22 protein-coding genes and 1 riboswitch are annotated in these 23044 nt (G+C 70.2%); of the genes, 6 read left to right on the top strand and 16 right to left on the bottom strand.

All coding sequences use genetic code 11. The annotated features are described in order from the left end of the window. Nucleotides 1–25 precede the first annotated feature (25 nt). Complete coding sequence (gene eutC, locus ACAV_RS23650) at nucleotides 26–895, top strand: ethanolamine ammonia-lyase subunit EutC (RefSeq protein WP_013597105.1); 870 nt, start codon at nucleotides 26–28, stop codon at nucleotides 893–895. On the opposite strand, the gene ACAV_RS23655 is transcribed toward eutC, so the two are convergent. From ACAV_RS23655 to ACAV_RS23670, 4 genes are all read right to left on the bottom strand, one after another. Further along, entirely contained in the window at nucleotides 872–2080 is a 1209-nt protein-coding gene (locus ACAV_RS23655; RefSeq protein ID WP_013597106.1) for a GGDEF domain-containing protein, read from the bottom strand. The genes eutC and ACAV_RS23655 overlap by 24 nt on opposite strands. Nucleotides 2081–2200: 120 nt before the next feature. After that, the gene (gene metW / locus ACAV_RS23660; protein ID WP_013597107.1) at nucleotides 2201–2785 is read right to left on the bottom strand and encodes a methionine biosynthesis protein MetW; all 585 of its coding nucleotides are present in this window, start codon (nucleotides 2783–2785) and stop codon (nucleotides 2201–2203) included. Next, nucleotides 2782–3912 (bottom strand): homoserine O-succinyltransferase MetX, encoded by a 1131-nt coding sequence (metX, locus tag ACAV_RS23665; RefSeq protein WP_013597108.1) that lies wholly within the window; start codon nucleotides 3910–3912, stop codon nucleotides 2782–2784. Before metX ends, metW begins: the two co-directional genes overlap by 4 nt. Before the next feature lie 122 nt (nucleotides 3913–4034). Continuing rightward, nucleotides 4035–4613 (bottom strand): TMEM165/GDT1 family protein, encoded by a 579-nt coding sequence (locus ACAV_RS23670; RefSeq protein ID WP_013597109.1) that lies wholly within the window; start codon nucleotides 4611–4613, stop codon nucleotides 4035–4037. Nucleotides 4614–4634: 21 nt separating this feature from the next. Further along, nucleotides 4635–4819: riboswitch (yybP-ykoY riboswitch) on the bottom strand. 260 nt (nucleotides 4820–5079) lie between these two features. Between ACAV_RS23670 and rbp (ACAV_RS23675) the strand changes: the two genes are divergently transcribed. Beyond that, on the top strand, nucleotides 5080–5454 hold the full coding sequence (rbp, locus tag ACAV_RS23675) for an RNA-binding regulator (protein ID WP_013597110.1): 375 nt from the start codon (nucleotides 5080–5082) through the stop codon (nucleotides 5452–5454). 262 nt (nucleotides 5455–5716) lie between these two features. Next, complete coding sequence (gene rbp / locus ACAV_RS23680) at nucleotides 5717–6235, top strand: RNA-binding regulator (RefSeq protein WP_013597111.1); 519 nt, start codon at nucleotides 5717–5719, stop codon at nucleotides 6233–6235. 106 nt (nucleotides 6236–6341) lie between these two features. Here rbp (ACAV_RS23680) and ACAV_RS23685 read toward each other — a convergent pair whose 3' ends face one another. From ACAV_RS23685 to ACAV_RS23700, 4 genes are read right to left on the bottom strand one after another with little or no spacing between them, the layout of a single operon-like run. Further along, entirely contained in the window at nucleotides 6342–7136 is a 795-nt protein-coding gene (locus tag ACAV_RS23685; protein WP_013597112.1) for an SDR family oxidoreductase, read from the bottom strand. Between the two features lie 33 nt (nucleotides 7137–7169). Then, a complete protein-coding gene (gene lptC / locus ACAV_RS23690; protein ID WP_013597113.1) occupies nucleotides 7170–7787 on the bottom strand; it encodes an LPS export ABC transporter periplasmic protein LptC in 618 nt (205 codons plus the stop codon). After that, entirely contained in the window at nucleotides 7784–8398 is a 615-nt protein-coding gene (locus ACAV_RS23695; RefSeq protein ID WP_013597114.1) for a KdsC family phosphatase, read from the bottom strand. Before ACAV_RS23695 ends, lptC begins: the two co-directional genes overlap by 4 nt. Then, on the bottom strand, nucleotides 8398–9417 hold the full coding sequence (locus tag ACAV_RS23700; protein WP_013597115.1) for a KpsF/GutQ family sugar-phosphate isomerase: 1020 nt from the start codon (nucleotides 9415–9417) through the stop codon (nucleotides 8398–8400). Before ACAV_RS23700 ends, ACAV_RS23695 begins: the two co-directional genes overlap by 1 nt. A gap of 137 nt (nucleotides 9418–9554) precedes the next feature. On the opposite strand from ACAV_RS23700, the gene ACAV_RS23705 reads away from it, so the two are divergent. From ACAV_RS23705 to ACAV_RS23715, 3 genes are all read left to right on the top strand, one after another. Beyond that, the gene (locus ACAV_RS23705) at nucleotides 9555–11540 is read left to right on the top strand and encodes a monovalent cation:proton antiporter family protein (protein ID WP_013597116.1); all 1986 of its coding nucleotides are present in this window, start codon (nucleotides 9555–9557) and stop codon (nucleotides 11538–11540) included. A gap of 112 nt (nucleotides 11541–11652) precedes the next feature. Continuing rightward, complete coding sequence (locus tag ACAV_RS23710; RefSeq protein WP_013597117.1) at nucleotides 11653–12207, top strand: adenine phosphoribosyltransferase; 555 nt, start codon at nucleotides 11653–11655, stop codon at nucleotides 12205–12207. A gap of 126 nt (nucleotides 12208–12333) precedes the next feature. Next, entirely contained in the window at nucleotides 12334–15054 is a 2721-nt protein-coding gene (locus ACAV_RS23715; protein WP_013597118.1) for a PepSY domain-containing protein, read from the top strand. Between the two features lie 36 nt (nucleotides 15055–15090). Here the strand turns inward: ACAV_RS23715 and ACAV_RS23720 are convergent, their stop codons facing one another. The 8 genes from ACAV_RS23720 to rpmH form a co-directional block, all read right to left on the bottom strand. Next, nucleotides 15091–16032, bottom strand: coding sequence for a hypothetical protein (locus ACAV_RS23720; protein ID WP_013597119.1), 942 nt, complete (start codon nucleotides 16030–16032; stop codon nucleotides 15091–15093). Between the two features lie 118 nt (nucleotides 16033–16150). Then, nucleotides 16151–16663 carry a Crp/Fnr family transcriptional regulator gene (locus tag ACAV_RS23725; protein ID WP_013597120.1) on the bottom strand — a complete coding sequence of 171 codons (513 nt, stop codon included), beginning with the start codon at nucleotides 16661–16663 and terminating at the stop codon, nucleotides 16151–16153. A gap of 98 nt (nucleotides 16664–16761) precedes the next feature. Further along, nucleotides 16762–18192, bottom strand: coding sequence for a tRNA uridine-5-carboxymethylaminomethyl(34) synthesis GTPase MnmE (gene mnmE / locus ACAV_RS23730; protein ID WP_013597121.1), 1431 nt, complete (start codon nucleotides 18190–18192; stop codon nucleotides 16762–16764). A gap of 136 nt (nucleotides 18193–18328) precedes the next feature. Beyond that, nucleotides 18329–19915 (bottom strand): ABC transporter substrate-binding protein, encoded by a 1587-nt coding sequence (locus tag ACAV_RS23735; protein ID WP_013597122.1) that lies wholly within the window; start codon nucleotides 19913–19915, stop codon nucleotides 18329–18331. 160 nt (nucleotides 19916–20075) lie between these two features. Then, nucleotides 20076–21776 (bottom strand): membrane protein insertase YidC, encoded by a 1701-nt coding sequence (yidC, locus tag ACAV_RS23740; protein WP_013597123.1) that lies wholly within the window; start codon nucleotides 21774–21776, stop codon nucleotides 20076–20078. Beyond that, complete coding sequence (yidD, locus tag ACAV_RS23745; protein ID WP_013597124.1) at nucleotides 21773–22090, bottom strand: membrane protein insertion efficiency factor YidD; 318 nt, start codon at nucleotides 22088–22090, stop codon at nucleotides 21773–21775. The genes yidC and yidD overlap by 4 nt, the downstream gene beginning before the upstream one ends. Then, nucleotides 22087–22605: a ribonuclease P protein component gene (locus tag ACAV_RS23750; protein ID WP_013597125.1), complete on the bottom strand. Its 519-nt coding sequence runs from the start codon at nucleotides 22603–22605 to the stop codon at nucleotides 22087–22089. The genes yidD and ACAV_RS23750 overlap by 4 nt, the downstream gene beginning before the upstream one ends. Nucleotides 22606–22713: 108 nt before the next feature. Beyond that, nucleotides 22714–22848 (bottom strand): 50S ribosomal protein L34, encoded by a 135-nt coding sequence (gene rpmH, locus ACAV_RS23755; protein ID WP_005798102.1) that lies wholly within the window; start codon nucleotides 22846–22848, stop codon nucleotides 22714–22716. Between the last annotated feature and the right edge of the window lie 196 nt (nucleotides 22849–23044).

Genomic DNA, 23044 nt, shown 5'->3' on the forward strand with positions numbered 1-23044 from the left:
CAATGCCCCTTCCGCACGGATCGACATGGACGACTCTTCCCGCGACGATCAAGCCGCCGACGCCATGCCAGCGCCCCTGCCGGCGGCCACGGATTCGCAGCCCGGCGTGACTGCCATGCCCTGGCACCACTGGCGCCAGGCCACGCCCGCGCGCATCGCCCTGGGCCGCGCCGGCGTGGCGGTCCCCACCGACGAGGCGCTGCGCTTCGGCTGGGCGCACGCCATGGCCCGCGACGCCATCCATGCGCCACTGGACACCGAGGCCCTGGCCGCAGCACTGCGCGACGCCGGGCATGAGGTGCTGCAGGCCCGCAGCCGCGCCGAAGACCGCGCCACCTACCTGCGCCGCCCCGACCTGGGCCGCCAGCTGCATCCGGAAGACGCCATGGCCCTGCAGGCGCATGCCGCGCAGGCCGGGGCGCCGAAGCCCACGCTGTGCGTGGTGGTGGGCGACGGCCTTTCGTCGCTCGCCGTGCAGCGCCACGCCGTGCCGCTGCTGCAGGCGCTGGTGCCGCTGCTGCCGCCGGAGGCCACCATCGCGCCCGTCGTGGTCGTGCGCCAGGCCCGCGTGGCGGTGGCCGACGAGGTGGGCGAGTTGCTGGGCGCGGACATGAGCGCCATGCTGATCGGCGAGCGGCCGGGCCTGAGTTCGCCCGACAGCCTGGGCATCTACCTCACGCACGCCCCCCGGCGCGGGCGCAGCGACGCGGAGCGCAACTGCATCTCCAACGTGCGGGCCGAGGGCCTGGGCCATGCCGCCGCCGCCTTCAAGCTCGACTGGCTGATGCGCCAGGCCCGGCGGCTGGGCGCCACGGGCGTGGCGCTCAAGGACGACAGCGACGCCGAGTGGGCCCTGCAGGCACAGCGGGCGTCAGCGCGGCTGGGCGGTGGCTGAATCCGCCCCCGGGCCGCCTGCCGCAGGCCGCGGTGCCTCGGCCGCGGCCACCTGGTTGCGTCCCGCGCGCTTGGCGCGGTACATGGCCTCGTCCGCAGCCGCGACCAGCCCGTCCCAGCGATCGCCGGGCTCGAGCACGCCGCCGGCCACGCCAATGCTGAGGGTGACGGGCACGGTGCGGCCCACGAATTCGAAATGCGCCTGCTCCACCGCGGCGCGCAACTCGCCCGCCAGCACCAGCGCGCCAGCCAGCGGAGTGCGCGGCAGCAGCACCAGGAACTCCTCGCCGCCATAACGGCCGATGAGGTCCTGCGATCGCAGCCGCTCGCCCAGCACATCGACGACGCCGCACAGCACCTGGTCCCCCGCCAGGTGGCCCAGGCCGTCATTGATGCGCTTGAAATGGTCGATGTCCAGCATCATCACCGACAGCGGCTCGCCCGAGCGCACGGCCTGCGCCACGCAGCGGTCCAGCGCCGCGATGGTCGCCCGGCGGTTGGGCACGTCCGTGAGCGGATCCCGCGCGGCCATGCGCTCGTTGGCGGCATCGGCGCGGTCACGGGCCATGAAAATGAAACCGAAGGACGAGGCCTGGACCGTGACGAAGGTGGCGAGGAAAGTCGCGTGCTGCCAGAAATTCGCCGCCAGCAGGCCGGAAGCCGGCATGTGCCCCGTGATCGCCGCCAGCGCCCTCACCACCAGCACGGCGGCCTGCAGCCAGATGCCCGCCGCCACCATGCGCGCGCCATAACCTTCGGAGGGGTGCCGGCCGAGCGTCCACAGCACCAGCCCCAGCTGGGCCGGATAGATGAGGCCCGCCAGCACCAGCCGGGCCGTGTAGTCCCCCAGGAAGGCCACGAACAGGACGATCGTCAGCAGGACCGGCGGCACGGTGTGCAACCACGGCACCGGCCGCCGCAGGAACTGGTACACGGCCGCCAGCAGGCTCGCGAACACTCCGGCGAGCAGGCCGTTGGCCACCACGACCGACAGCACATCAGGAATGCGGCCGCGCAGCGCAAGCAGCACGTAGGCCAGCGACTGCATCAGCAGGGCCGCCGCCCACAGGCCCAGCCCCTCGCGGCGGCGGCGGGCTGCCACCAGCAGCAGCCCGGCCGCCATCACCAGCGAGCCCACGACGGTCATCACCAGCATGGTCGGCAGGTGCAGCAAGGACTCGGACATGGGCGTGGAACGAAAAAAGAACGGTCGTGCGGGCGCAGGAGAATACGCGAACGCGCCGCTGCATGCTACCGCCATGGCCGCCGGCTGCAGGAATTCCGGCGTGCAGTGCGCCGGAGCACCTCAATCGTGTTCGAAATGGAACACGGCCGTGCCGGCCATCGCGTTGGGCATCCAGCGCACCTCACGCCCGTTCTGCAGGCCGAACGCGTCGAGCACGCGCAGGCGGTTCTTGTGCGCGAGCACCTCGAAATCCTTGAACGTGCCGACACGGATGTTGGGCGTGTCGTACCACTGGTAGGGCAGCCGCCGCGTCACGGGCATGCGCCCGCGCAGGACAGACAGCCGGTTGGGCCAGTGCGCGAAATTCGGGAACGCGACGATGCCGGCCCGCCCCACCCGCGCCGTCTCGCGCAGCATCACCTCCGCGTTGCGCAGGTGCTGCAGCGTGTCGATCTGCAGGACCATGTCGAACGCGTTGTCGCCGAACATCGCGAGGCCCTCGTCCAGGTTGAGCTGCACCACGTTCACCCCGCGGCGCACGCACGCCAGCACGTTCGCGTCGTCGATCTCGACGCCGTAGCCCGTGCAGCCGCGCTCGCGCCGCAGCATGTCGAGCAGCGCGCCGTCGCCACAGCCCAGGTCGAGCACGCGCGCGCCATGGGGCACGAGGCGCGCAATCGCGTGCATGGTGGATGGATCGCTCATGCGGCGGTCTCCCTGGCAATGCCGTCGAAGTAGGAACGCATCACGCCCATGTAGCGCGCATCGTCGAGCAGGAAGGCATCGTGGCCGTGGGGGGCATCGATCTCGGCGTAGCTCACGTCGCGCCGGTTCTCCAGCAGGGCCTTGACGATCTCCCGGCTGCGCGCGGGCGAGAAGCGCCAGTCGGTGGTGAAGCTCACCAGCAGGAACCTCGCCTGGGCGCGGGCGAGCGCCAGCGTGAGGTTGCCGCCGAAGGCGAGCGCCGGATCGAAGTAGTCCAGCGCCCGCGTGATGAGCAGGTAGGTGTTGGCGTCGAAGTAATCGCTGAACTTGTCGCCCTGGTAGCGCAAATAGCTCTCGATCTGGAACTCGATGTCCTGCGTGCTGTAGCGGGGTGCCAGTCCTTCGCGCAGTTGCCGCCCGAACTTCTCGTTCATGACGTCGTCCGACAGGTACGTGATGTGGCCGATCATGCGCGCGATGCGCAGCCCCCGCTTCGGGATGGTGCCGTGGCGGTAGAAGTGCCCGCCGTGGAAGTCCGGGTCGGTGACGATCGCGCGGCGCGCCACCTCGTTGAAAGCGATGTTCTCCGCGGTGAGGTTGGGCGCGCTCGCCACCACCACCGCATGGCGCATGCGCTCGGGGTACTGCAGCGCCCACGACAGCGCCTGCATGCCGCCCAGGCTGCCGCCCAGCACGGCGGCGAGTTGCTGCACACCCAGGCGGTCCAGCAGCCGCGCCTGGGCATCCACCCAGTCCTCCACCGTCACCACGGGAAAGTCGGCGCCGTACACCTCGCCGGTATCCGGGTGCGTGTGCATCGGCCCCGTGGAGCCGAAGCACGAGCCCAGGTTGTTGATGCCGACCACGAAGAAGCGGTCCGTGTCCACCGGCTTGCCCGGGCCGATCATGTTGTCCCACCAGCCCTCGCTGCGGGGCTGCCCTTCGTACACGCCGGCCACGTGGTGCGAGGCATTGAGGGCATGGCACACCAGCACCGCGTTGGAGCGGTCGGCGTTCAGGGTGCCGTAGGTTTCGTAGGCCAGCGTGTAGTCGCGGATCGATGCGCCCCCCTGCAGGGGCAGCGGCTCCGCGAAGTGCATGGATTGCGGTGTGGCGATGAACGACATGGATGAAAAAACCCGGCATCGCTAAAAACGAGGCCGGGTCGTCGCACTGCACCAACGGTCGGGTCTTTAGCTGGATTTATAGAGCGCCCGCAAGCGGTGGCAAATCGGCGCGTGTCCGGCAATTATGCCAAAGGACCGGGCGCCGGTGCGAACAGCGCGACGAGCCCCAGCACCACGAAGATGACGGCCGACACCACGTGCACCGCGCGGATCGGCACGCGCCGGGTGATGCGCTCGCCCAGCCACACCACCGGCGCGTTGGCGAGCATCATGCCCAGCGTCGTGCCCGCCACGACCCAGAAATAGGCGCTGTACTGGGCGGCCAGCATGACGGTGGCCACCTGCGTCTTGTCGCCCATCTCGGCGAGGAAGAACGCCACCACCGTGGTGCCGAACACGCCGAAGCGAGGGGTGCCGCCCGTCTCGTCGTCGTCCAGCTTGTCGGGAATGAGCATCCACACCGCCATGGCGATGAAGGACAGGCCGAGGATCCAGCGCAGCACCTGCGGCCCGATGACCGTGGTCACCCAGGCGCCCACGGCGCCGGCGAGCGCGTGGTTGGCGGTGGTGGCCACCAGGATGCCCAGCACGATGGGCCAGGGCTTGCGGAACCGGGCCGCCAGGACGAGGGAGAGGAGTTGGGTCTTGTCGCCCATCTCCGCGAGCGCGACGATGGACGTGGATACGAGGAAAGCTTCCATGGGGTGGGGTTATCCGGCCGGATAGGTGGACAGACAGCATTGACTGCGCCCCGACTCCGGCCTTGGGATCGGTGCACAGTCAATGGTCTCGCCCAGTCCGGCTGAACCGCGTGCGCCATGGGCCGCGAGGGCCCAAGTTTGTTGACGCATGCCCCCGTGCGCGCATGGCGCCGGGCGGGCTACTCCCCAGAGACTGCCGCGATTGTAGTGCAACCAGGGCAGCCGCTCCGCAGGGCGTTCAGCCCGTCAGCTGGCGCAAAGTTCGGGTAAATACCCATGATGAACGTTGCAGGCGCGCCAATTTCCACGGGCCGGATCAGAACAATTGGTTGATAATGGTCCGGTCTTTCTGCTTGCAGGAAGCAAATTGCGGTGATTGGTCGGTTTCGCGTCTCTGAAATTCGTCACAGGTTTGCTGGTTGCGTCGGGCTCCATCGCGTTTTCATGTTTCTTTAAGGAGTCCTTCATGGGCAACAAACTCTACGTGGGCAACCTGCCCTATTCCTTCCGCGATGAAGACCTGCAACAGACGTTCAGCCAGTACGGCAATGTCAACAGCGCCAAGGTCATGATGGAACGCGACACCGGCCGCTCCAAGGGCTTCGGCTTCGTCGAGATGGGCAGCGATGCCGAGGCGCAAGCCGCCATCCAGGGCGCGCACGGCCAGAACTTCGGCGGCCGCGACCTCGTGGTCAACGAAGCCCGTCCGATGGAACCCCGTCCCCCCCGCAGCGGTGGCTTCGGTGGCGGCAATGGCGGCGGCTTCGGCGGTGGCCGCAGCGGCGGCGGTGGCTACGGTGGCGGCAATGGCGGTGGCTACGGCGGCGGCCGCGGCTACTGATCCACCAGCAACCTCCGGGTTGCAAACGGATACAAAAAAGGGCCTCTCCGGGCCCTTTTTTTATTGATGCGCAGCTGTGGCAAGAGTGTGGTAAGGCTTGATCTTTTCGGGGCTTTATGGCCCATAATGCTTCGGCGAAAAATGTTTTTTCGCGTTGCATTGCGGGGATCCGTCAGTTTCGCGCGTAGGGGCTCTTTGTGACCGACCGGCTGCGTTTTCGGGACTCCATCGCTTTTTCCATGTGTTTTTGAGGAGTCCCGTGATGGGCAACAAACTGTACGTCGGCAACCTGCCGTACTCCGTTCGCGACAACGATCTCGAGCAGGCGTTCGGCCAGTTCGGCGCCGTGACCAGCGCCAAGGTCATGATGGAACGCGACACCGGCCGCTCCAAGGGCTTCGGCTTCGTGGAGATGGGCAGCGACGCCGAAGCGCAGGCCGCCATCAATGGCATGAACGGCCAGGCCCTGGGCGGCCGCAGCATCGTCGTGAACGAGGCGCGCCCCATGGAGCCGCGCCCGCCCCGTAGCGGTGGCGGGTTCGGCGGTGGTGGTGGTGGCGGCGGCTACGGTGGTGGCCGCAGCGGCGGTGGCGGCGGCTATGGCGGTGGCCGTGGTGACGGCGGCGGCGGTTACGGCGGTGGCCGTGGCGGCGACAGCGGCGGCGGCTACGGTGGCCGCGGCGACGGCGGCTTCCGCAGTCCGTACGGCTCGGGCGCTCGCAATGGCGGCGGCGGTGGTGGCCGCGGCGGCTACGGCGGCGGCAACAACGGCGGCTATTGAGCCCCCTGCCGGCCTGGACCTCCCACGGGGTCCTTGCCGGCCAGCCACTCCAAGGTTTTCCAGGCCCCTGTCACAGGGGCCTTTTTCTTTCCCCGGTGGCAGGCGATCAGGAGGCGGGGCCGGTCGCGCCGCGCCGGTGCTTGCGTGGCCGCCCGGCCAGCAACCGGTCGAACAGGCTGTCCGGCAGCATGCGCAGCAGCTTGGCCACCACGCCCATCTGCCAGGGAATCACGCGGTAGCGCGCGCCCGCCGCGATGGCCGCATAGGCCTTGTCCGCGAAGTCCCCGGGCTGCATGAGGAACGGCATGGCGTAGCGGTTCTGGCGGGTGAGCGGCGTGTCGATGTATCCAGGGCACAGAGTGACCACCCGCACGCCGCTGGCCCGCAACTCGCCCCGCAGGCTCTCGCAATAGCTGATCACGGCGGCCTTGCTGGAGCAGTAGGCGCCGTGCCCGGGCAGTCCGCGGATGCCCGCCACGCTGCCGATGCCCACCAGCGCGCCGCTGCCGCGCTCGACCATGCCGGCCACGAACGGATGGAAGGTGGCCGCCATTCCGAGGTTGTTGGTCGCGAAGGTCTGCGCCATGACATCGAGGTCCTCGCGCTCCGCGGTGTCCATGCCCACGCTGATGCCGGCATTCGCGATCACCACGTCGGGCAGCCCCAGTTCCGCAATGCAGGCCTTGCCAGCCGCGATGATGCTGTCGGCCTGCGCCACATCGGCGCCATACACGCGAAAGTCGTCCGGCCCGAGCCCGCTGGCGGCCGCCCAGGCCTGGATGTCCGCGGTGCGCCGCGCGACCAGCGCCAGGCGGAACCCGGCCTGCCGGTAGCGCAGGGCCAGGGCTTGCCCGATGCCGCTGGAAGCGCCGGTGATGAAGGCCAGGGGACGTGGGTGCATGGAGGCCTCTTGGGGTGGATGGCTTGCCTGGTCTCAGCGTGCCTGCGGGGGAATGAGCATCCCGCGCACGCGGCCGCGCAGCTGCATGATCTGGTCCAGGTTGTCGTAATCCATGTTGTCCGCGGTGAACTGGTCGGAACCGCGGACCAGCGTGACCGGCTGGTTCGAGCGGACGCGCTCGCTGTTGAGCCAGGCGTGCAGGAACTCCCCGCGGAACTGCAGCCGCGGCAGGGGTTCGCGGCCCGGCCGGTTGAGCGGTTCGCGGGTGACGACCGCGTTGCCGAACAACTGCACTTCGGAGGCATCGGCGTTGGTGAGCGCCCGCTTCGCTGTGGCCACCGTCACGCGCCCGTCCAGGGCCACGGAGCGCATGTGGGCGTTGTCGATTTCCAGCGTGTCGGTGTCCGGGTAGTGCCGAGCGACGTCGCCGCGGATCTCGCTCTGCAGCCGGCCGTTCGCATCGAAGTTCTTGACCGAGAAGCCGCGCATGAAATAGTCGGGCTCGTGCGTGGGCGCCACCGTCTGCGCGGGGCGCACCGGCTTGGGGGCATTGCGCACCAGCCACCAGGTGCCCAAAGCCATCACGCCCATGAGCACCACGGGCAGGTAGAGGGACATGCGCTCCCATGCCTGGCGCAGGCGGCCCATCATGCGGCGTGCGCCTCCAGCAACGCCGCATAGCGGCCGGTGGCCACCAGCAGCAGGTCGCAGAACTCGCGCGCAGCGCCGCCACCGCCGGGGGCCGCGGTGACATGGTGGGCCACGGCACGCGCTTCGGCATGGGCGTGGAACGGCGCGCAGGCCAGCGCGCAGCGCCGCATCACGGGCAGGTCGGGCCAGTCGTCGCCGATGGCCGCGGCCTGGTGCCAGCCCAGCCCCAGCTCGGCCAGGATGGCCTCGGCAGCGGGACGCTTGTCCTCGGTGCCGAAGCGGGCATGCACCACGCCCAGCGCCTGCAGCCGCAGGCGCAGCGCGGGCGAGTCCCGCCCGGTCACCACGGCCGGCACGATGCCGGCCTTCTGCAGCAGCTTGAGGCCGTGCCCGTCCAGGGTATGGAAGCGCTTGAGGGTCTCGCCCGCTTCGGAGATGTAGAGCCCGCCGTCGGTCAGCACGCCATCGACGTCGAAAAACGCGACGCGCACATCTTGCGCGCGTAGCAAAAGTGCGGGGTCGAACTGCAGCACGGGCCGCAGGGCCGGCAGCGCGGCCGTGTCCGGCACGGGGCTGCCCGCCGCGGGCGTGGAAGCGATCCGGCCGTCCATCAGATGACCTTCGCCCGCATGAGGTCGCCGATATGGACCACGCCCGCCAGCACGCCGCCTTCCGAGGCGACGAGCACGCTGGTGATGGCATGGCGCTCCATCATCTCGGCCGCATCCGCCGCGAGCGCGTCGGGGGCGATGGTCCGCGGCGCGGCATGCATCACCTCGCCGGCCGTGACGCTGCGCAGGTCCGCGCCGGCCTCGATGCGGCGGCGCAGGTCGCCATCGGTGAAGATGCCCAGGATGCGGCCCTGCGCGTCCGCGATGGCCGACGCGCCGAGGCGCTTGGCGCTCATCTCGCGCATCAGTTCGCTGAACGAGGCCTCCGGCAGCACGCGCGGCACGTCGGTGCCCGAGCGCATCACGTCGCTCACGTGCGTGAGCAGCTTGCGGCCCAGAGCGCCGCCAGGATGGGAGCGCGCGAAATCCTCGGAGCGAAAGCCCCGGGCATCCAGCAGCGCCACCGCCAGGGCGTCGCCCATGGCCAGCTGGGCCGTGGTGCTGGTCGTGGGCGCCAGGTTGAGCGGGCAGGCTTCGCGCTCCACGCCGCAATCGAGCACCAGGTCGGCATGGCGGGCCAGGGTGGACTCCAGTCCGCCCGTCATCGCCACCAGCGGCACGCCCAGGCGCCGGAGCACCGGCAGCAGCACGGTCAGCTCGCCGCTCTCGCCGCTGTTGGAGATGGCCAGCACCAGGTCGCCGGGCGTCACCATGCCGAGGTCGCCATGGCTGGCCTCGGCCGGATGCACGAAGAAGGCCGGCGTGCCGGTGGAAGCCAGCGTCGCCGCGATCTTGCGGCCCACGTGGCCGCTCTTGCCCATGCCCATGACCACCACGCGGCCGGAGGTGGCCAGCACGCGGTGCACCACGTCCGCAAAGGCACCGCCCACGCGGGCGGCGAGCGCCGAGAGGGCGGCAGCTTCGGTATCGAAGGTTTCGCGGGCCAGGCGCACGGCCCGTTCGGCGGAGAAAGGCGCGGGCGGCAGGGCCGGCCCCTGCGCGGGGGGGGCGGAAAGCATCCGCGGATTCTATGCGGCGGCCCCGCCGCCCGTGAGCCCGCCGGACCGAAAGCCCCACGTGGCCCGCATCACGGTGCCGCCGGGGCGCGATGCAGGAAAACACGCGAAAACCCCTACGGGCTCGGCTAGCATCGGGCATGTCTTCCCTCGCCCTGACGCTGCTGTACCTGCTGGCCGCCGTGCTGGGCGTGGTCGCCTGCCGCAGCCTCAAGCTGCCGCCGATGCTCGGCTACCTGGCCGCCGGCATCCTGATCGGCCCCCATGCGCTCGCGCTCACCCAGAATTCCGAGGGGGTGCGCCACCTGGGGGAATTCGGGGTAGTGTTCCTCATGTTCTCCATCGGCCTGGAGTTCAGCCTGTCCAAGCTCCGCGCCATGCGGCAGTTCGTGTTCGGGCTGGGGTTGCTGCAGGTGGCGCTCACCCTCACCGCCGGCATGGTGGGCATGCTGCTGCTGTCGCACTTCGTGGGCGGGCTGTGGCGCATGGGTTGGCAGACCGCGCTGGCGCTCGGCGGCACCCTGGTCATGAGCAGCACGGCCATCGTGGTCAAGCTGATGAGCGAGCGCGCCGAACTGGAGAGCGAGCACGGCCGCCGCGTGCTGGGCGTGCTGCTGTTCCAGGATCTGGCGGTGGTGCCCCTGCTGGTGCTCATCCCCGCCCTGGGCTCCTCTCCCGAGCGGCTGCTGGTGGCGCTCGGGCTCGCCCTGCTGAAGGCCACCGTGCTCGTGGGCGTCCTGCTGGTGGGCGGCCAGCGCGTGATGCGCTGGTGGCTCACCCTGGTGGCGCGGCGCAAGAGCGACGAGCTGTTCATGCTGAACCTGCTGCTCATCACGCTGGGCCTCGCCTGGCTGACCGAAGCGGCCGGGTTGTCCCTCGCGCTGGGCGCCTTCATCGCGGGCGTGCTGGTGTCCGAGACGGAATACCGGCACCAGGTGGGCACGGACATCCGCCCATTCCACGACGTGCTGCTGGGGCTCTTCTTCATCACCGTGGGCATGATGCTCGACTGGCACATCCTGCTGGAGCGCTGGGCGCTGGTCTTCGTGCTGCTGACCGTGCCGCTGCTGCTCAAGGCCGGCGTCATCCTGCTGCTGGCGCGCGGCATGGGCGCCACCACCGGCGTATCGCTGCGCACCGGCCTCTACCTCGCGCAGGCCGGCGAGTTCGGCTTCGTGCTGCTGTCGCTCACGCAGGAGCACGGCCTGGTCGAGCCGGCGCTCATGAACCCCGTGCTGGCCGCGATGGTGCTGTCCATGCTGGCCACGCCTTTCCTGATCCAGTACAGCAACCCGATCGTGATGAAGCTGGTCGCCAGCGACTGGCTGCAGCAGTCGCTGCAGATGACCTCCATCGCGCGCAAGGCGATCAACACCAGCGGCCACGTGCTCATCTGCGGCTACGGCCGCTGCGGCCAGAACCTGGCCCGCATGCTGGAACGCGAGCACATTCCCTACATGGCGCTGGACCTCGATCCCGACCGCGTCCGGCAGGCCGCCGCCGCGGGCGACTCCGTGGTCTATGGGGACGCCACGCGGCTGCAGGCGCTGATGGCCGCCGGCCTGGTGCGTGCCAGCGCCGTGGCGGTGACTTACCTCGACATTCCCGCCACCCTCAAGGTGCTGGCCAACACCCGCTCGCACGCGCCCCAGGTGCCTGTCGTGGTCCGCACGCAGGACGACCTGCATCTCGACAAGCTGCAGGCGGCCGGCGCCACCGAAGTCGTGCCCGAGGCCATCGAAGGCTCGCTCATGCTCGCGGGCCATGCGCTGGCCCTGGTGGGCGTGCCCATGCGCAGGGTGCTGCGGCTGGTGCAGGACCAGCGCGAAGCCCGCTACAACCTGCTGCGCGGCTACTTCCACGGCGCCGACGACGACACGGCCTCGGAGCGCGACCAGGAGCGCCTCGCCACGGTCACCCTGCCGCCCGGCGCCGGCACCGTAGGCCGGCCGCTGTCCGAGCTGCCGCTGCACGCCATGGGCGTGCGGGCGGTCAACCTGCGCCACAAGGACGGGCGCAGCTCCACCCCTACCGACGACAGCGTGCTCTCCGAAGGCGATACGCTGGTGATCTCCGGTCACCCCACGGCCCTGGCGCTGGCGGAAGACGCGCTGCTGCGCGGCTGAAGCCACCTGCGCCGGCGCGCCCGGGAACGCCCGGCGCAGTTGCAGGCTCTAAACTGCCGCCCTTTTTCCCGCCGCGCCCGCGCCGCGGCCCATCCCTTTTCCCGCCCCCGCCATGCAAGACCTCAGCGTCAACGAATACCTCCGCCAGTACATCCGCACCGTGCCCGACTGGCCCGCGGCGGGCGTGCAGTTCCGCGACATCACCCCGCTGCTGCAGGACCCGAAGGTGTTCCGCGTGCTCATCGATGCCTTCGTGCACCGCTACATGGACCGGGCCCTGCGCCCCGACGTGGTCGCGGGCCTGGATGCGCGCGGCTTCATCCTCGGCGCCGTCGTGGCCTACGAGCTCAACGTGGGCTTCGTACCCATTCGCAAGAAGGGCAAGCTGCCTTTCACCACGGTCGAGGAAACCTACGAACTGGAATACGGCAGCGCCACGGTCGAGTTGCATGCCGACGCGGTCAAGCCCGGCGACCGGGTGCTGCTGATCGACGACCTCATCGCCACGGGCGGCACCATGATGGCCGGGCGCAGGCTGCTGGAGCGGCTGGGCGCCACGGTGACCGAAGGTGCGGCCATCGTCGATCTGCCCGAACTGGGCGGCTCCTCGCGGCTGCGCGAATCCGGGCTGTCGCTCTACACCCTGGTGGACTTCGCGGGCCACTGAAGGCGGCTTGCGCCGGTGCGGGCCAGGGAGCCCCTGCACGCCCGGCGATAGAATGACAATCATTCTCACGGCAGCGGCCTGGCGGAGTCCTCCGCCGGGCCGCCCGTGCTTTCCGCCCTCCACCCCATGGCCCTCGATCCCGCGCATCCCCAGGCAGCGCCCATCCGCGTGCCCTCTCCCGCCCCGGCCGCGCCGGGCCATCGACGCAGGGCTTTCGCATGGCCCGGACTGCGGGCCGCCATCGTCCAGCTGCACTGGTTCGTCGGCATCACGGCCGGCACCCTGCTCGTGGTCATCGGCCTGTCGGGCGCGCTGCTGGCGTTCCGCGAAGAAATCCTCGACCTGTTCAATCCGGGCGTGCGGCATGTCGCGCCCCAGGCCGGCCCGGCACTGACGCCGCCCCAGCTGCTGGAAGCCCTGGCCCGCGACGGCGCCGCCGGGCGCCGCGTGAATGTGCTCACCGTGCAATCCACGTCGGGCGTGGCTGCGCGGGTGGGTTTCGCCGCCCTGCCCGGCGAGCGCCGCGGCGAGACGGAATACCTGCATCCCTACACCGGCGCCGCGCAGCCCGCACTGCGCGGGGACGACTTCTTCGAATGGGTCGAAGCACTGCACCGCTGGCTGCTGCTGCCGCGCGAGCCGGGCCGCGTGGCCTCCGGCGTGCTGGCCCTGTGCCTGCTGGGCCTGTCGCTGTCCGGGCTGTATTTGCGCTGGCCCCGCCACCCGCTGCGCTGGCGCACCTGGTTCGCACTCGACACGCACCGCAAGGGCCGCCCCTTCCTCTGGAGCCTGCACGCGGTCGCCGGCACCTGGGTCCTGGCCGTCTATGTGGGGCTCACCGCCACCGGGCTGTACTGGGCCTTCGACACCGTCCGCGACACCGTGGACGCATGGGCCGGACAGCCGCGCCCGCCCCGCCAGGCCATGGCCGCGTCACCGCGCACCGACAAGGCTCCGGCCCAGTCCGCTCCGGCCCGCACCATGGATCTCACCGCTGCCTGGCGAGCGTTCTCGCAGCGGGCCCCGGACTGGCAGACGGCCGTGCTGCGGATGCCCCAGCGCGCGGACCAGCCTCTGCAGATCCTCTGGCTGGACCGCAACGCGCCGCACGACCGGGCCCGCCACCGCATGGTGATCGACACGGCGACCGGCGTGGTCGCCACGGACGACCGATACAGCCAGCGCAGCGTCGCGGCGCGCGCGCTTTCCACCTTCTACCCGCTGCACATGGGCACGTACTTCGGCCTGCCCGGCCGTATCGCGGTCACCGCCGCGGCCCTGGCCCTGCCGCTTTTCGCCGTGACGGGCTGGATGCTCTACCTCGGCCGGCGCCGCCAGCGCAGGGAGGCCGAAGCCGCCCGGCAGGCCGTGGCGGCACCGGCCGGCCCGCTCACCGCCAGCAACTCCGCGAACGCAGCGGACACCGTCCTGGTGGCCTACGCCAGCCAGTCCGGCACGGCCGAGCGCATCGCCCAGCAGACGGCAGCGGCCCTGCACCAGTCCGGCCTGCCTTCGCAGGTCGGCGCGCTGCAGCATCTCGCGCCGGAAGACCTCGCGGACCATGCGCGCATCCTGATCGTGGCCAGCAGCTTCGGCGAAGGCGAGCCGCCGGACGCGGCGCGGCGCTTCATGCGCCTCCTGCAGCGCGGACCGGTGCAGGGCGCCCGTCCGCTCGCATCCGTGCGTTACGCGCTGCTGGCGCTCGGCGACCGGCACTATGCGCACTTCTGTGGCTTCGGCCATGCACTGGACGGGGAGCTGCGCCGTTGGGGAGCGCAGCCCCTGTTCCCGCTGATCGAGGTGGACGGCGGCGATGCCGGCGCGCTGGCCCGCTGGCGCGAAGCGCTCACGGCGCTGGACGGAGCGCGGGCCTGGGCGGCCGACGCCCCCGCCCTGCAGGCCCTGCCCCCTTCGGCGGACCTGCAGTCCTGGCGGCTCGAAAGCCGTGAGACGCTCAACCCCGGCAGCCTGGGCAACCCTCTGGTGGAGATCACGTTCAAGCCCGCGGTGGCCGGCACCGCGCTCCACTGGCCGGCCGGAGCCCTCGTGGACCTGCTGCCCCGCCAGCCCGCGGATGCGGTCGAGCGCTGGCTGCACGAGGCAGGCCTCGACGGCCAGGTCCCCGTGCAGGCCGGCGGAGCGCCCGAGCCGTTGGCCGATGTGCTGGCGCGCAGCGTGCTGCCCGCCCTGCCGCTACCGGTGCGCCTTCATCCACAGGCCTGCGCGGATGCGCTCATTCCCCTCGCGCCGCGCACCTATTCCATCGCGTCCCTGCCCGAAGACGGAGCACTGCAGCTGCTGGTGCGCCAGGAGCGGCATGCGCAGGGCCTGGGCATCGCGTCCGGCTGGCTGACCGCGCATGCCCCGCTGGGCAGCATCCAGACGCTGCGCTTCGTCGAAAACCCGTGCTTCGGCCTCGAGGGCACCGAAGGGCGCCCCTGCCTCTTCATCGGCAACGGCTCCGGGCTGGCGGGCCTGCGATCGCTGCTGCGCGCCCGCGTGCGTGCCGGGCAGCAGCGCAACTGGCTGCTCTTCGGCGAGCGGCAGCGCGCGGCCGATACCCTGTGCGCCGAGGAAATCGCGCACTGGCAGGACCGGGGCTGCCTGCCGCGCCTGGACCGGGTGTTCTCCCGGGATGCCGATGTCCCGCACCGCTATGTGCAGGATGCCCTGCGGGCGGCCATGCCGGAACTGCGGCGGTGGCTGGACGAGGGGGCCGTGGTGTTCGTGTGCGGCAGCGCCGAGGGCATGGGCGCCGGCGTGGACCATGTGCTCTCCGACGCGCTGGGCGCCGAAGGCATGGACGCGCTCATCGACGCGGGCCGCTACCGGCGCGACGTCTATTGACGGACGGCGGCGCGGTTCCTCCCCGCAGCCGCCTTTTCAGCGCAGCTCGCCGTACTGGGTGTTGCTCAGGTCCGGGGCCGCCCGGTCATGGCCAGGCATCTCCGTGTCCTCGAAACCAGGTGCCGAAGGTGCGGGCGGCAGCAGCGGCCCGGATCGCACCGTGGTGCCCGGCATGCTGGCCGCCGCAGGCTGGGCGCGGCCCGTGGCGGCGGCACTGCCCAGCGCACGGCGAAAGGCCGCGACTTCGTCCGCATCGATCGGTTCGTAGCCCTTGCCCGGCGCTGCACCCGGCCGGGCGCCTTCCGCCGGCACGGACGGCGCCAGGGAAGGAGGTATTTCGCGCGGAGCCAGCAGCGACACCGGTTCGGCGATCGCAGGCGCAGGCACGGGAGCAGGGGCGGGAACGGACGCGGGACGGGGCGGCAGCAGGGGCGCCGGGGCAGAAGCCGGGCCCTGCTTCGGATGCGCGTGTCCCGGAACGGGGCCGGCGTGCGCCGGCGCGAGCGAGGGATGCGGCGTGCCATGCCCCGGCACCCCTACCGCCACATGGTCGTTGATGCGCCAATAGACGGCCGTGACGAGGATGTCGAAGCGCGACTTCGCGGTCTGCGCGATCAGGGCCTCGATCTCGCTCAGGCGCGCGGTCTCTCCGCCGTATTCACGTCCCAGGTCGATCATCACCAGGAACTGCCGGCCCCGCTGGTCGAGCGACAGCACCTTGAACTTGTAGCCCGCCGACAGCACGCTGGCGCGCACCATGGCGTCGCGCACCACCGTGTAGAGCAGCTCGCGCCGCTCCATGCGCTCGTTCTTGCGGTTGGCGGCGTGATCGGCCGGAGCCGGCGGCACGGCCGGCCGGCCGCTGCGTCCGGGCATGAGCGGCACCGTGGCATCCGCGTTCAGCAGCCCGGCCGGCTCCACCGCAGGGCGTGGCCGGGACGAGGGCTTTTTGCGGGAAAACCAGCTGAACAGCGACATGCGGAGGGCCTTCTTGTCAGGATGCGGGCGAATGGCGCGAGTGTAGCTGCGGCTCTCCGGCCCGCCAGGCCTCCGTGCGGGAACCTGTCGGCGCCATCATGCTCCCGGCGCCCGGGTGTCAGGTTGCCGCAACACGGCGGCGCCGGTTGCCCAGGCGCCGCGCCAGCACCGAGCCCGCCGCCATCGCGAGCGCCAGGGCCACGGCCGGCTGCCGGTTCGACAGTTCGGAAAACCGCAGCGCCGTGAGCGTCCACAGCTTGCTGGGCGAACCCGCCTGCACCGTGGCGCTGCGCGGCCGGTGCGAGAAGAAAGCCCCCTCGCCCACCACGGACCCCGCGCCCACGATGGCCAGCCGCAGGCGGCCCTTCTCGTCCTCGTAATGCACGCTGCAGTTGCCACTCTCGATGAAATACAGCGTCCGGTCCTGCACCCCCTGGGTGAACAGCGTGTGGCCCGCCTCCACCTGCATGGGCAGCAGATAGCCGGCCAGCAGGTCCCACTGCTCCGGCGTGAATGGGTTGTGCAGCCCGTCCTCCGCCGTGGACTGGGAAACGGCCTGCACGAGGCCACCGAGGTCGGCCTGCAGCACGGTCGGGGAGGCGGGAGGGGTGGAAGACAGCACGGCATTCATGGTGGCGGGACGGTATCCCCCCGCGCCCCGGCACACAAGGCAGGATTACGTCTTTTTACACACGCGATCCACCCCGCGGAAACCGGCCTCCGCGCGCGCTACTTCCCGATGCAGAAGCTCGAGAAGATCACCCCCAGCAGATCGTCGGACGTGAACTCCCCGGTGATCGCGTTGAGCGCCTGCTGGGCCAGCCGCAGTTCCTCGGCCAGCAGGTCGAGCGCGGGGCCGTCGGATTCCAGTTGCGCCGCCGCTTCCATCAGGTGCGCATCCACTGCCTGCAGTGCTTCCAGGTGTCGGGCACGGGCGGTGTAGATGCCCTCCGGGGCGGACTGCCAGCCGGCGATGTCCAGCAGCACGCGCCGCAGCCCGTCCAGGCCCTCGCCCGTGCGCGCGGACAGGCGCACGGCGGCGGCGCGGCCGGGGGCATCCGGCGCGGCCCCTGAGGAGCCTTCTGCGCGATCGCTCTTGTTCCACACATCGACCACGGGCACCTGGGCCGGCGCCATGCCGGCGAGGCGAGCCGCGATCTCCGCATCCGCGGCTTCGTAATCCGGCTGGCCCGCGCGCGTGAGGTCGTGCAGGAACAGCACCGCGTCGGCCGCCGCGATCTCCTGCCAGGCACGCTCGATGCCGATCCGCTCCACCTCGTCGTCGCTCTCGCGCAGGCCCGCCGTGTCGATCACGTGCAGCGGCACGCCCTCGATCTGGATGGTCTGCTGCACCTTGTCGCGCGTGGTGCCGGCGATCGGCGTCACGATGGCCAGTTCGGCGCCCGCGAGCGCGTTCAGCAGCGAACTCTTGCCCGCATTGGGCTGGCCCGCGATCACCACCTTGATGCCCTCGCGCAGCAGCGCGCCCTGGCGCGTGCGGCCCATCACCTCCGCCAGCGTGCGCTGCAGCGCCGCCAGCTGGCCATGGGCATCCGCCTTGCGCAGGAAGTCGATCTCCTCCTCGGGAAAGTCGAGCGTGGCCTCCACCAGCATGCGCAGGTGCACCAGCGCGTCACGCAGCCGGTGGATCTCATCGGAGAATGCGCCCGCCAGCGACCGGCTCGCGCTGCGCGCGGCAGCCTCGGTGCTGGCGTCGATCAGGTCGGCGATCGCCTCGGCCTGCGCGAGGTCGATCTTGTCGTTCAGGAACGCGCGCTCGGTGAACTCGCCGGGACGCGCCAGCCGCAGGCCCGGCAAACGCGGCCGGCCCGTGGCACGGTCCGGCTCGCTGGCAGCCTGCAGGCAGCGGGCCAGCAGCAGCTGCAGCACCACGGGGCCGCCGTGGGCCTGCAGTTCGAGCACATCCTCGCCGGTGTAGCTGTGGGGCGCGGGAAAGTACAGCGCCAGCCCCTGGTCGATGGACTGCCCCGCGGCATCACGGAACGGCAGGTAGGTGGCCTCGCGCGGGCGCAGCGTACGCCCGCACAGCGCTTCCACCAGCGGGCCGACCCCGCGGCCCGACACGCGCACGATGCCCACGGCGCCCCGCCCCGGTGCGGTGGCGATGGCGGCGATGGGATCGGTGTGGCGGGGCAGCATGGGCGGAACGGCCGCGGGGCGGCGGCAGGCGATGAGGGGAAGGCGCGCATGATAAGCCCGCCCCCTGCCCCGGTTGCCTGCCGCCCTCCCCCCCGGGCCAGGGCACGGGGACTGGAGCCGGGTCCGCCAGACGGGCTTACTTGATGGTGGTCCAGGCCGGCATCGGGCGGTCGTCCGCGCGGTGCGGCGTGTCCATGCCCTTGCGCATCGCCCAGGGCCGGATCTGGTGGTGCAGCGGGAGGTAGTAGTACTCGTCCTTGACCAGCTTCAGGGCATCGGCGATGAGCGCATCGCGCTTGGCCGGGTCCATCTCCACCTTGATCTGGCCGATCATGCCGTCGAGCTTGGCATCGCTGAACCGGCCGCCGTTGTACACGCCCGCCGCGGTCTTGCCGTCCTTCGTGGACATCAGCGAATCCAGCGAATAGAGCGCGTCGAACGTGGCCACGCCCCAGCCGAACAGGTAGGCATTCACGTCGTTGTTCATCACGCGGGTGACGAACTGCGACATCGGCGCCGTCTGCAGCGTGGTCTTCACGCCGATGCGCGTCCACATGGCCGTCACGGCCTGGCAGATCGCCTCGTCGTTCACGTAGCGGTCGTTCGGGCAGTCGAGCTTGATCGCGAAGCCGCTGGGGTAGCCGGCATCGGCCAGCAGCTTCTTCGCGGCCTCGACGTCGTACTTGGAGGCGCGCTCCTCCAGGCTCTTGCTCCAGCCATGCACCATGGGCGCCACCATGGTGCCGGTGGGCACCGAGAGGTTGCGCATGGTGCGGCTGTGGATGGTCGCGGAATCGATCGCCTGGTAGAGCGCCTGGCGCACGCGCTTGTCCTTGAGCGGGTTCTTGCCCGGGGTGCCCGCGCCGGGCAGCTCATCGCGGAACTGGTCCAGGCCCAGGTAGATGGTGCGGTTCTCGGCACCCTCGATCAGCTTGATGTCGGGGCTGGACTTCATGCGCGCCAGATCCTGCGGCGGCGGATCGGGCACGAAGTCCACCTGGCCCGAGATGAGCGCGGCCGAGCGCGTGGCGGCCGACTTGATCGGCGTGAATACCACCTCGTCGATGTTGCCCGTGGGCTTGTCCCACCAGTTCGGGTTCTTCTTGAGCGTGACCTTCACGTCGGGCTGCCAGCCCACCATGATGAAGGGACCGGTCCCGTTGGCGTTGCGCGATGCGTAGTTCTCTTCCTTGCCCGCGTAGTCCTGAGCCTTCACCGAGTTGTTCTTCTCGGCCCAGGCCTTGTTCATGATGCGCGCCTCGGTCAGCTCGCGCAGCAGCACCGGGCTGGGACCCTTGAGGATCAGGTCCACGGTGAAGTCGTCCACCTTCTTCACTTCCTTCACGCTCTGCACCGACGACTGCATGTTGGACGGCGGCGTCATCGCCCGCGTGAGCGAGAACACCACGTCGTCCGCCGTGAACGGGGCGCCGTCGTGGAACTTGACCCCCTTGCGCAGTTCGAAGCGCACCTGCGTGGGCGAGACCTGCGTCCATTTCGTGGCCAGCGCGGGCTCGACCTGGTAGTTCTTGTCATAGCGCACGAGGCTCTCGTACACCTGCTGCAGGAAGGCATGCGTGGTCTGGTGGTTCTGCGCGTGCGGGTCCACGGTCAGGATGTCGTTCGCGCCGGCCCAGCGCAGGGTGGCCGCATGCGCGGCCCCGGCGCCGAGGAGCACGGCGAGGGCGATCGTTCCGAGGGATAAATTCAAACGCTGCTTCATCTGCAAGCCTCCAGTCAAAGGGGGTCGATGGAAAGACCACTAGCCTAGCAATCCTCGTACCCAAAAGACAACGGCCACACGCAGGTGGCCGTTGGGGATTGCCCGGATGGCGCGCCGAAAAACGGCGTCCGGGTCACGCAGCGAAGCGGATCAGTTCACGTCAGCGGAACTTCGGCAGGTTGAACTGCGGCGGCACGCCCATGCGCTTGTTGATGATCCACTGCTGGGCGATCGACAGGATGTTGTTCGTCAGCCAGTACATCACCAGGCCGGCCGGGAAGAAGAAGAACATCACGCTGAAGATCAGCGGCATGAACCACATCATCTTGGCCTGCATCGGGTCCGGCGGCGCGGGGTTGAGCGCGGTCTGCAGCAGCGAGCTGGCCGTCATCAGCAGGGGCAGGATGAAGTACGGGTCGGGCGAGGACAGGTCGTGGATCCAGCCGATCCAGGGCGCATTGCGCATTTCCACGCTCGACAGCAGCACCCAGTACAGCGCGATGAACACCGGGATCTGGATCACGATGGGGAAGCAGCCGCCCATCGGGTTGACCTTCTCCTCGCGGTAGATGCGCATCATCTCCTGCTGCATCTGCTGCGGCTTGTCCTTCAGGCGCTCGCGCATCTCCATGATCTTCGGGTTGATGGCCTTCATCTTGGCCATGGAGGCGTACGCCTTGGCGTTGAGCCAGTAGAACGCGATCTTGAGCAGCAGCACCAGGCCCACGATGGACCAGCCCCAGTTGTTCAGGATCTTGTGCAGCTGTTCCAGCAGCCAGTAGAGCGGCTTGGCCAGGATCGTGAGCCAGCCGTAGTCCTTCACCAGTTCCAGGCCGGGCGACAGCTTCTCCAGCATCGTCTCGATCTGCGGGCCGGCGAACAGGCGCGCGTCCAGCGTCTTCGACTGGCCCGGGGCGATCTCGCCCACCGAGGTGATCATGCCCACCGAATAGAGGTTGGTGTCCACCTTGCGCACGAACAGGTCGCGCTGGATGCCGTCGGCCAGCAGCCAGGCGGTGGCGAAATAGTGCTGCACCATGGCCACGTAGCCGTTGGTGGACGACTTGTCGATCTCGGCCTTGCCGCTCTCGATGTCCTTGAACTCGACCTTGTGGTACTTCTTGGCCTCGGTATAGACGGCCGGGCCGGTGAAGGTGGAGTAGAACGACGACTCTCCCGGCGGCTTGTTGCCGTCGCGCACCAGCTGCATGTACAGCTGCGGAGACACCGGCGTCGTGCCCGTGTTCACCACCTCGTGCTTCACGGCGATGTCATACGCACCGCGCTTGAGCGTCCAGGTCTTGACCAGCTTCACGCCGCCCAGGTCCGGCGACTCGAAGCGGATGCTGATGTCGTTCTGCCCGTCCTGCAGGGTGCGGTTGCCCGGCACCACGGCCATGGGCGTCTTGTGCGTGGGATAGCCGGCCCCCCCGATCAGGCCGGTCTGCGCCACGTAGACGCGCTGGGCGCTGTCGTCCAGCAGCGTGAACGGGCGGGACTTGTCCGCCATGTCGGGATAGCCCAGCAGTTCGCCGTGCGTGAGGGTGCCGCCTTCGCTGTCGAAGGTCAGGCGCAGCACGTCCGTGGTGACGGTGACGCGCTCGCGCGGCGCGGCAGGAGCCGCGGCCGCGGTGCCGCCCGGCGGCACCTGCTGCGCGCCCGCAGCGGGCGCGGCGCTCGGCGTGGGCACGCTGCCCGGGGCGCTGGCACCGCCGCCGGCCGGCGCGGACGCCACCTGGGCCGGCACCGGCTCCGGGAAGAACGTGGCCTTGTGGCCGTTGTGTACTTGCCACTTGTCCCACAGCAGAACCATGGAAAAGCCAAATATCACCCACAGGATGGTACGGCGAATGTCGTTCATGAAGACTTCTTTGGAGAGGAAGGGGTGGGGGTCGCGGCCGCGGCGGCCGTTGCCGGCCGCCCGGCCAGCCGGGAAAACAGGCGTGTCGCGCGCGGCGCTTCGGCTGGCACCGGATCATGGCCGCCATCGCACCACGGATGGCAGCGCGCGAGGCGCCGCAGGGTGAGGTAGGAGCCTGCGCCCGCGCCGTGCCGCTCCAGCGCCTGCAGCGCATAGGCGGAGCAGGTGGGCTCGAACCGGCACGCCGACCCGAGCCACGGGCTCAGGAAGAAGCGGTAGCCGCGCACCAGCGCCATGAGCAGCGAGCGCATCATGGCCGCGCAGCCTCTGGCACGGGCACGGCAGCCGGTGCCGGTGGCCGTGCCGACGGAGCGGGCTTGCCGCCGCGCTGCGGGCGGACGGCCTGCCCGAAGAGCTGCAGCAGCTCCTCGCGCACGGCACGCCGCAGCGCGTCGGAGGTCGCGCTCGGAAACTGCTTGCGGTCGAACCCGGCGCGCAGGCGCACCACGTGCGCGGCATGGCCCAGCTGCGGCGCGAAGTCCGGCGCCACGGCGTAGATCTGCCGCTTGATGGTGTTGCGTGTCACCGCGCGCCGCGCCCAGCGCTTGGGCACCATAGCGCCCAGCCACGGTCCTGCGGAGTCGTCCACGGCAAACAGGGCCTGCGGAGCCTGCCGTTGCGGCGGGGCTCCGGGCCCTGGATGGGAATCGGAAAGGGTGGCAGGGCCCGCGTCGAGACGCAGGCGGTGCAGGGCGAAGTGCGCCGTCCGGGAAATGGTTCCCCCGGCCATGGCGGCCTGGAACTGCGGACGGGTCTTGAGCCGGTGCATGGAACCATCCTCGCCCGCATCACGGGCGGGACGCCGTGGCGGCCTCATACGGATCGGCAATCAGGGAAGCGAACGGAGCAACGCGGCCTCCCTGAGCGCGAAGCCGTATCAGACGGCCAGGCGCTTGCGGCCCTTGGCGCGGCGTGCGTTGATGACGGCACGGCCGCCGCGCGTCTTCATGCGCACGAGGAAACCGTGGGTGCGCGCGCGGCGCGTCTTGGAAGGCTGGTAGGTACGTTTCATGATCGATTCCTCGAAGGTTCTTGGGTTTGCAGGCCCGGCTTCGATCGGCCGGACCCGTTGCGCGGACCACCCATCAAAAGTGCCGCGCGAGCCGCACGCGCCGCCCGCCTCGAAACCGCTGCATCGCAAAGCAAAGCAGCAAGGCAGGAAGCCGCCCGGGCTTCATCGCCCTGAACGCATTCAGGGAAACCGGCGA

The sequence above is a fragment of the Paracidovorax avenae ATCC 19860 genome, assembly GCF_000176855.2.
In the GTDB taxonomy this organism is placed as follows: domain Bacteria; phylum Pseudomonadota; class Gammaproteobacteria; order Burkholderiales; family Burkholderiaceae_C; genus Paracidovorax; species Paracidovorax avenae.

Excerpts from the sequence above, each read along its gene's own strand:
- lptC (WP_013597113.1), bottom strand. The coding sequence starts at position 7,787 with ATGATGGGCCGCCTGCGCCAGGCATGGGAGCGCATGTCCCTCTACCTG.
- ACAV_RS23750 (WP_013597125.1), bottom strand. The coding sequence starts at position 22,605 with ATGCACCGGCTCAAGACCCGTCCGCAGTTCCAGGCCGCCATGGCCGGG.
- ACAV_RS23685 (WP_013597112.1), bottom strand. The coding sequence starts at position 7,136 with ATGCACCCACGTCCCCTGGCCTTCATCACCGGCGCTTCCAGCGGCATC.
- ACAV_RS23695 (WP_013597114.1), bottom strand. The coding sequence starts at position 8,398 with ATGGACGGCCGGATCGCTTCCACGCCCGCGGCGGGCAGCCCCGTGCCG.
- ACAV_RS23700 (WP_013597115.1), bottom strand. The coding sequence starts at position 9,417 with ATGCTTTCCGCCCCCCCCGCGCAGGGGCCGGCCCTGCCGCCCGCGCCT.
- ACAV_RS23670 (WP_013597109.1), bottom strand. The coding sequence starts at position 4,613 with ATGGAAGCTTTCCTCGTATCCACGTCCATCGTCGCGCTCGCGGAGATG.
- yidD (WP_013597124.1), bottom strand. The coding sequence starts at position 22,090 with ATGATGCGCTCGCTGCTCATGGCGCTGGTGCGCGGCTACCGCTTCTTC.
- ACAV_RS23655 (WP_013597106.1), bottom strand. The coding sequence starts at position 2,080 with ATGTCCGAGTCCTTGCTGCACCTGCCGACCATGCTGGTGATGACCGTC.
- mnmE (WP_013597121.1), bottom strand. The coding sequence starts at position 18,192 with ATGCTGCCCCGCCACACCGATCCCATCGCCGCCATCGCCACCGCACCG.
- ACAV_RS23715 (WP_013597118.1), top strand. The coding sequence starts at position 12,334 with ATGGCCCTCGATCCCGCGCATCCCCAGGCAGCGCCCATCCGCGTGCCC.
- ACAV_RS23725 (WP_013597120.1), bottom strand. The coding sequence starts at position 16,663 with ATGAATGCCGTGCTGTCTTCCACCCCTCCCGCCTCCCCGACCGTGCTG.
- eutC (WP_013597105.1), top strand. The coding sequence starts at position 26 with ATGGACGACTCTTCCCGCGACGATCAAGCCGCCGACGCCATGCCAGCG.
- ACAV_RS23735 (WP_013597122.1), bottom strand. The coding sequence starts at position 19,915 with ATGAAGCAGCGTTTGAATTTATCCCTCGGAACGATCGCCCTCGCCGTG.
- yidC (WP_013597123.1), bottom strand. The coding sequence starts at position 21,776 with ATGAACGACATTCGCCGTACCATCCTGTGGGTGATATTTGGCTTTTCC.
- rbp (WP_013597111.1), top strand. The coding sequence starts at position 5,717 with ATGGGCAACAAACTGTACGTCGGCAACCTGCCGTACTCCGTTCGCGAC.
- ACAV_RS23720 (WP_013597119.1), bottom strand. The coding sequence starts at position 16,032 with ATGTCGCTGTTCAGCTGGTTTTCCCGCAAAAAGCCCTCGTCCCGGCCA.
- ACAV_RS23705 (WP_013597116.1), top strand. The coding sequence starts at position 9,555 with ATGTCTTCCCTCGCCCTGACGCTGCTGTACCTGCTGGCCGCCGTGCTG.
- metX (WP_013597108.1), bottom strand. The coding sequence starts at position 3,912 with ATGTCGTTCATCGCCACACCGCAATCCATGCACTTCGCGGAGCCGCTG.
- metW (WP_013597107.1), bottom strand. The coding sequence starts at position 2,785 with ATGAGCGATCCATCCACCATGCACGCGATTGCGCGCCTCGTGCCCCAT.
- rbp (WP_013597110.1), top strand. The coding sequence starts at position 5,080 with ATGGGCAACAAACTCTACGTGGGCAACCTGCCCTATTCCTTCCGCGAT.
- rpmH (WP_005798102.1), bottom strand. The coding sequence starts at position 22,848 with ATGAAACGTACCTACCAGCCTTCCAAGACGCGCCGCGCGCGCACCCAC.
- ACAV_RS23710 (WP_013597117.1), top strand. The coding sequence starts at position 11,653 with ATGCAAGACCTCAGCGTCAACGAATACCTCCGCCAGTACATCCGCACC.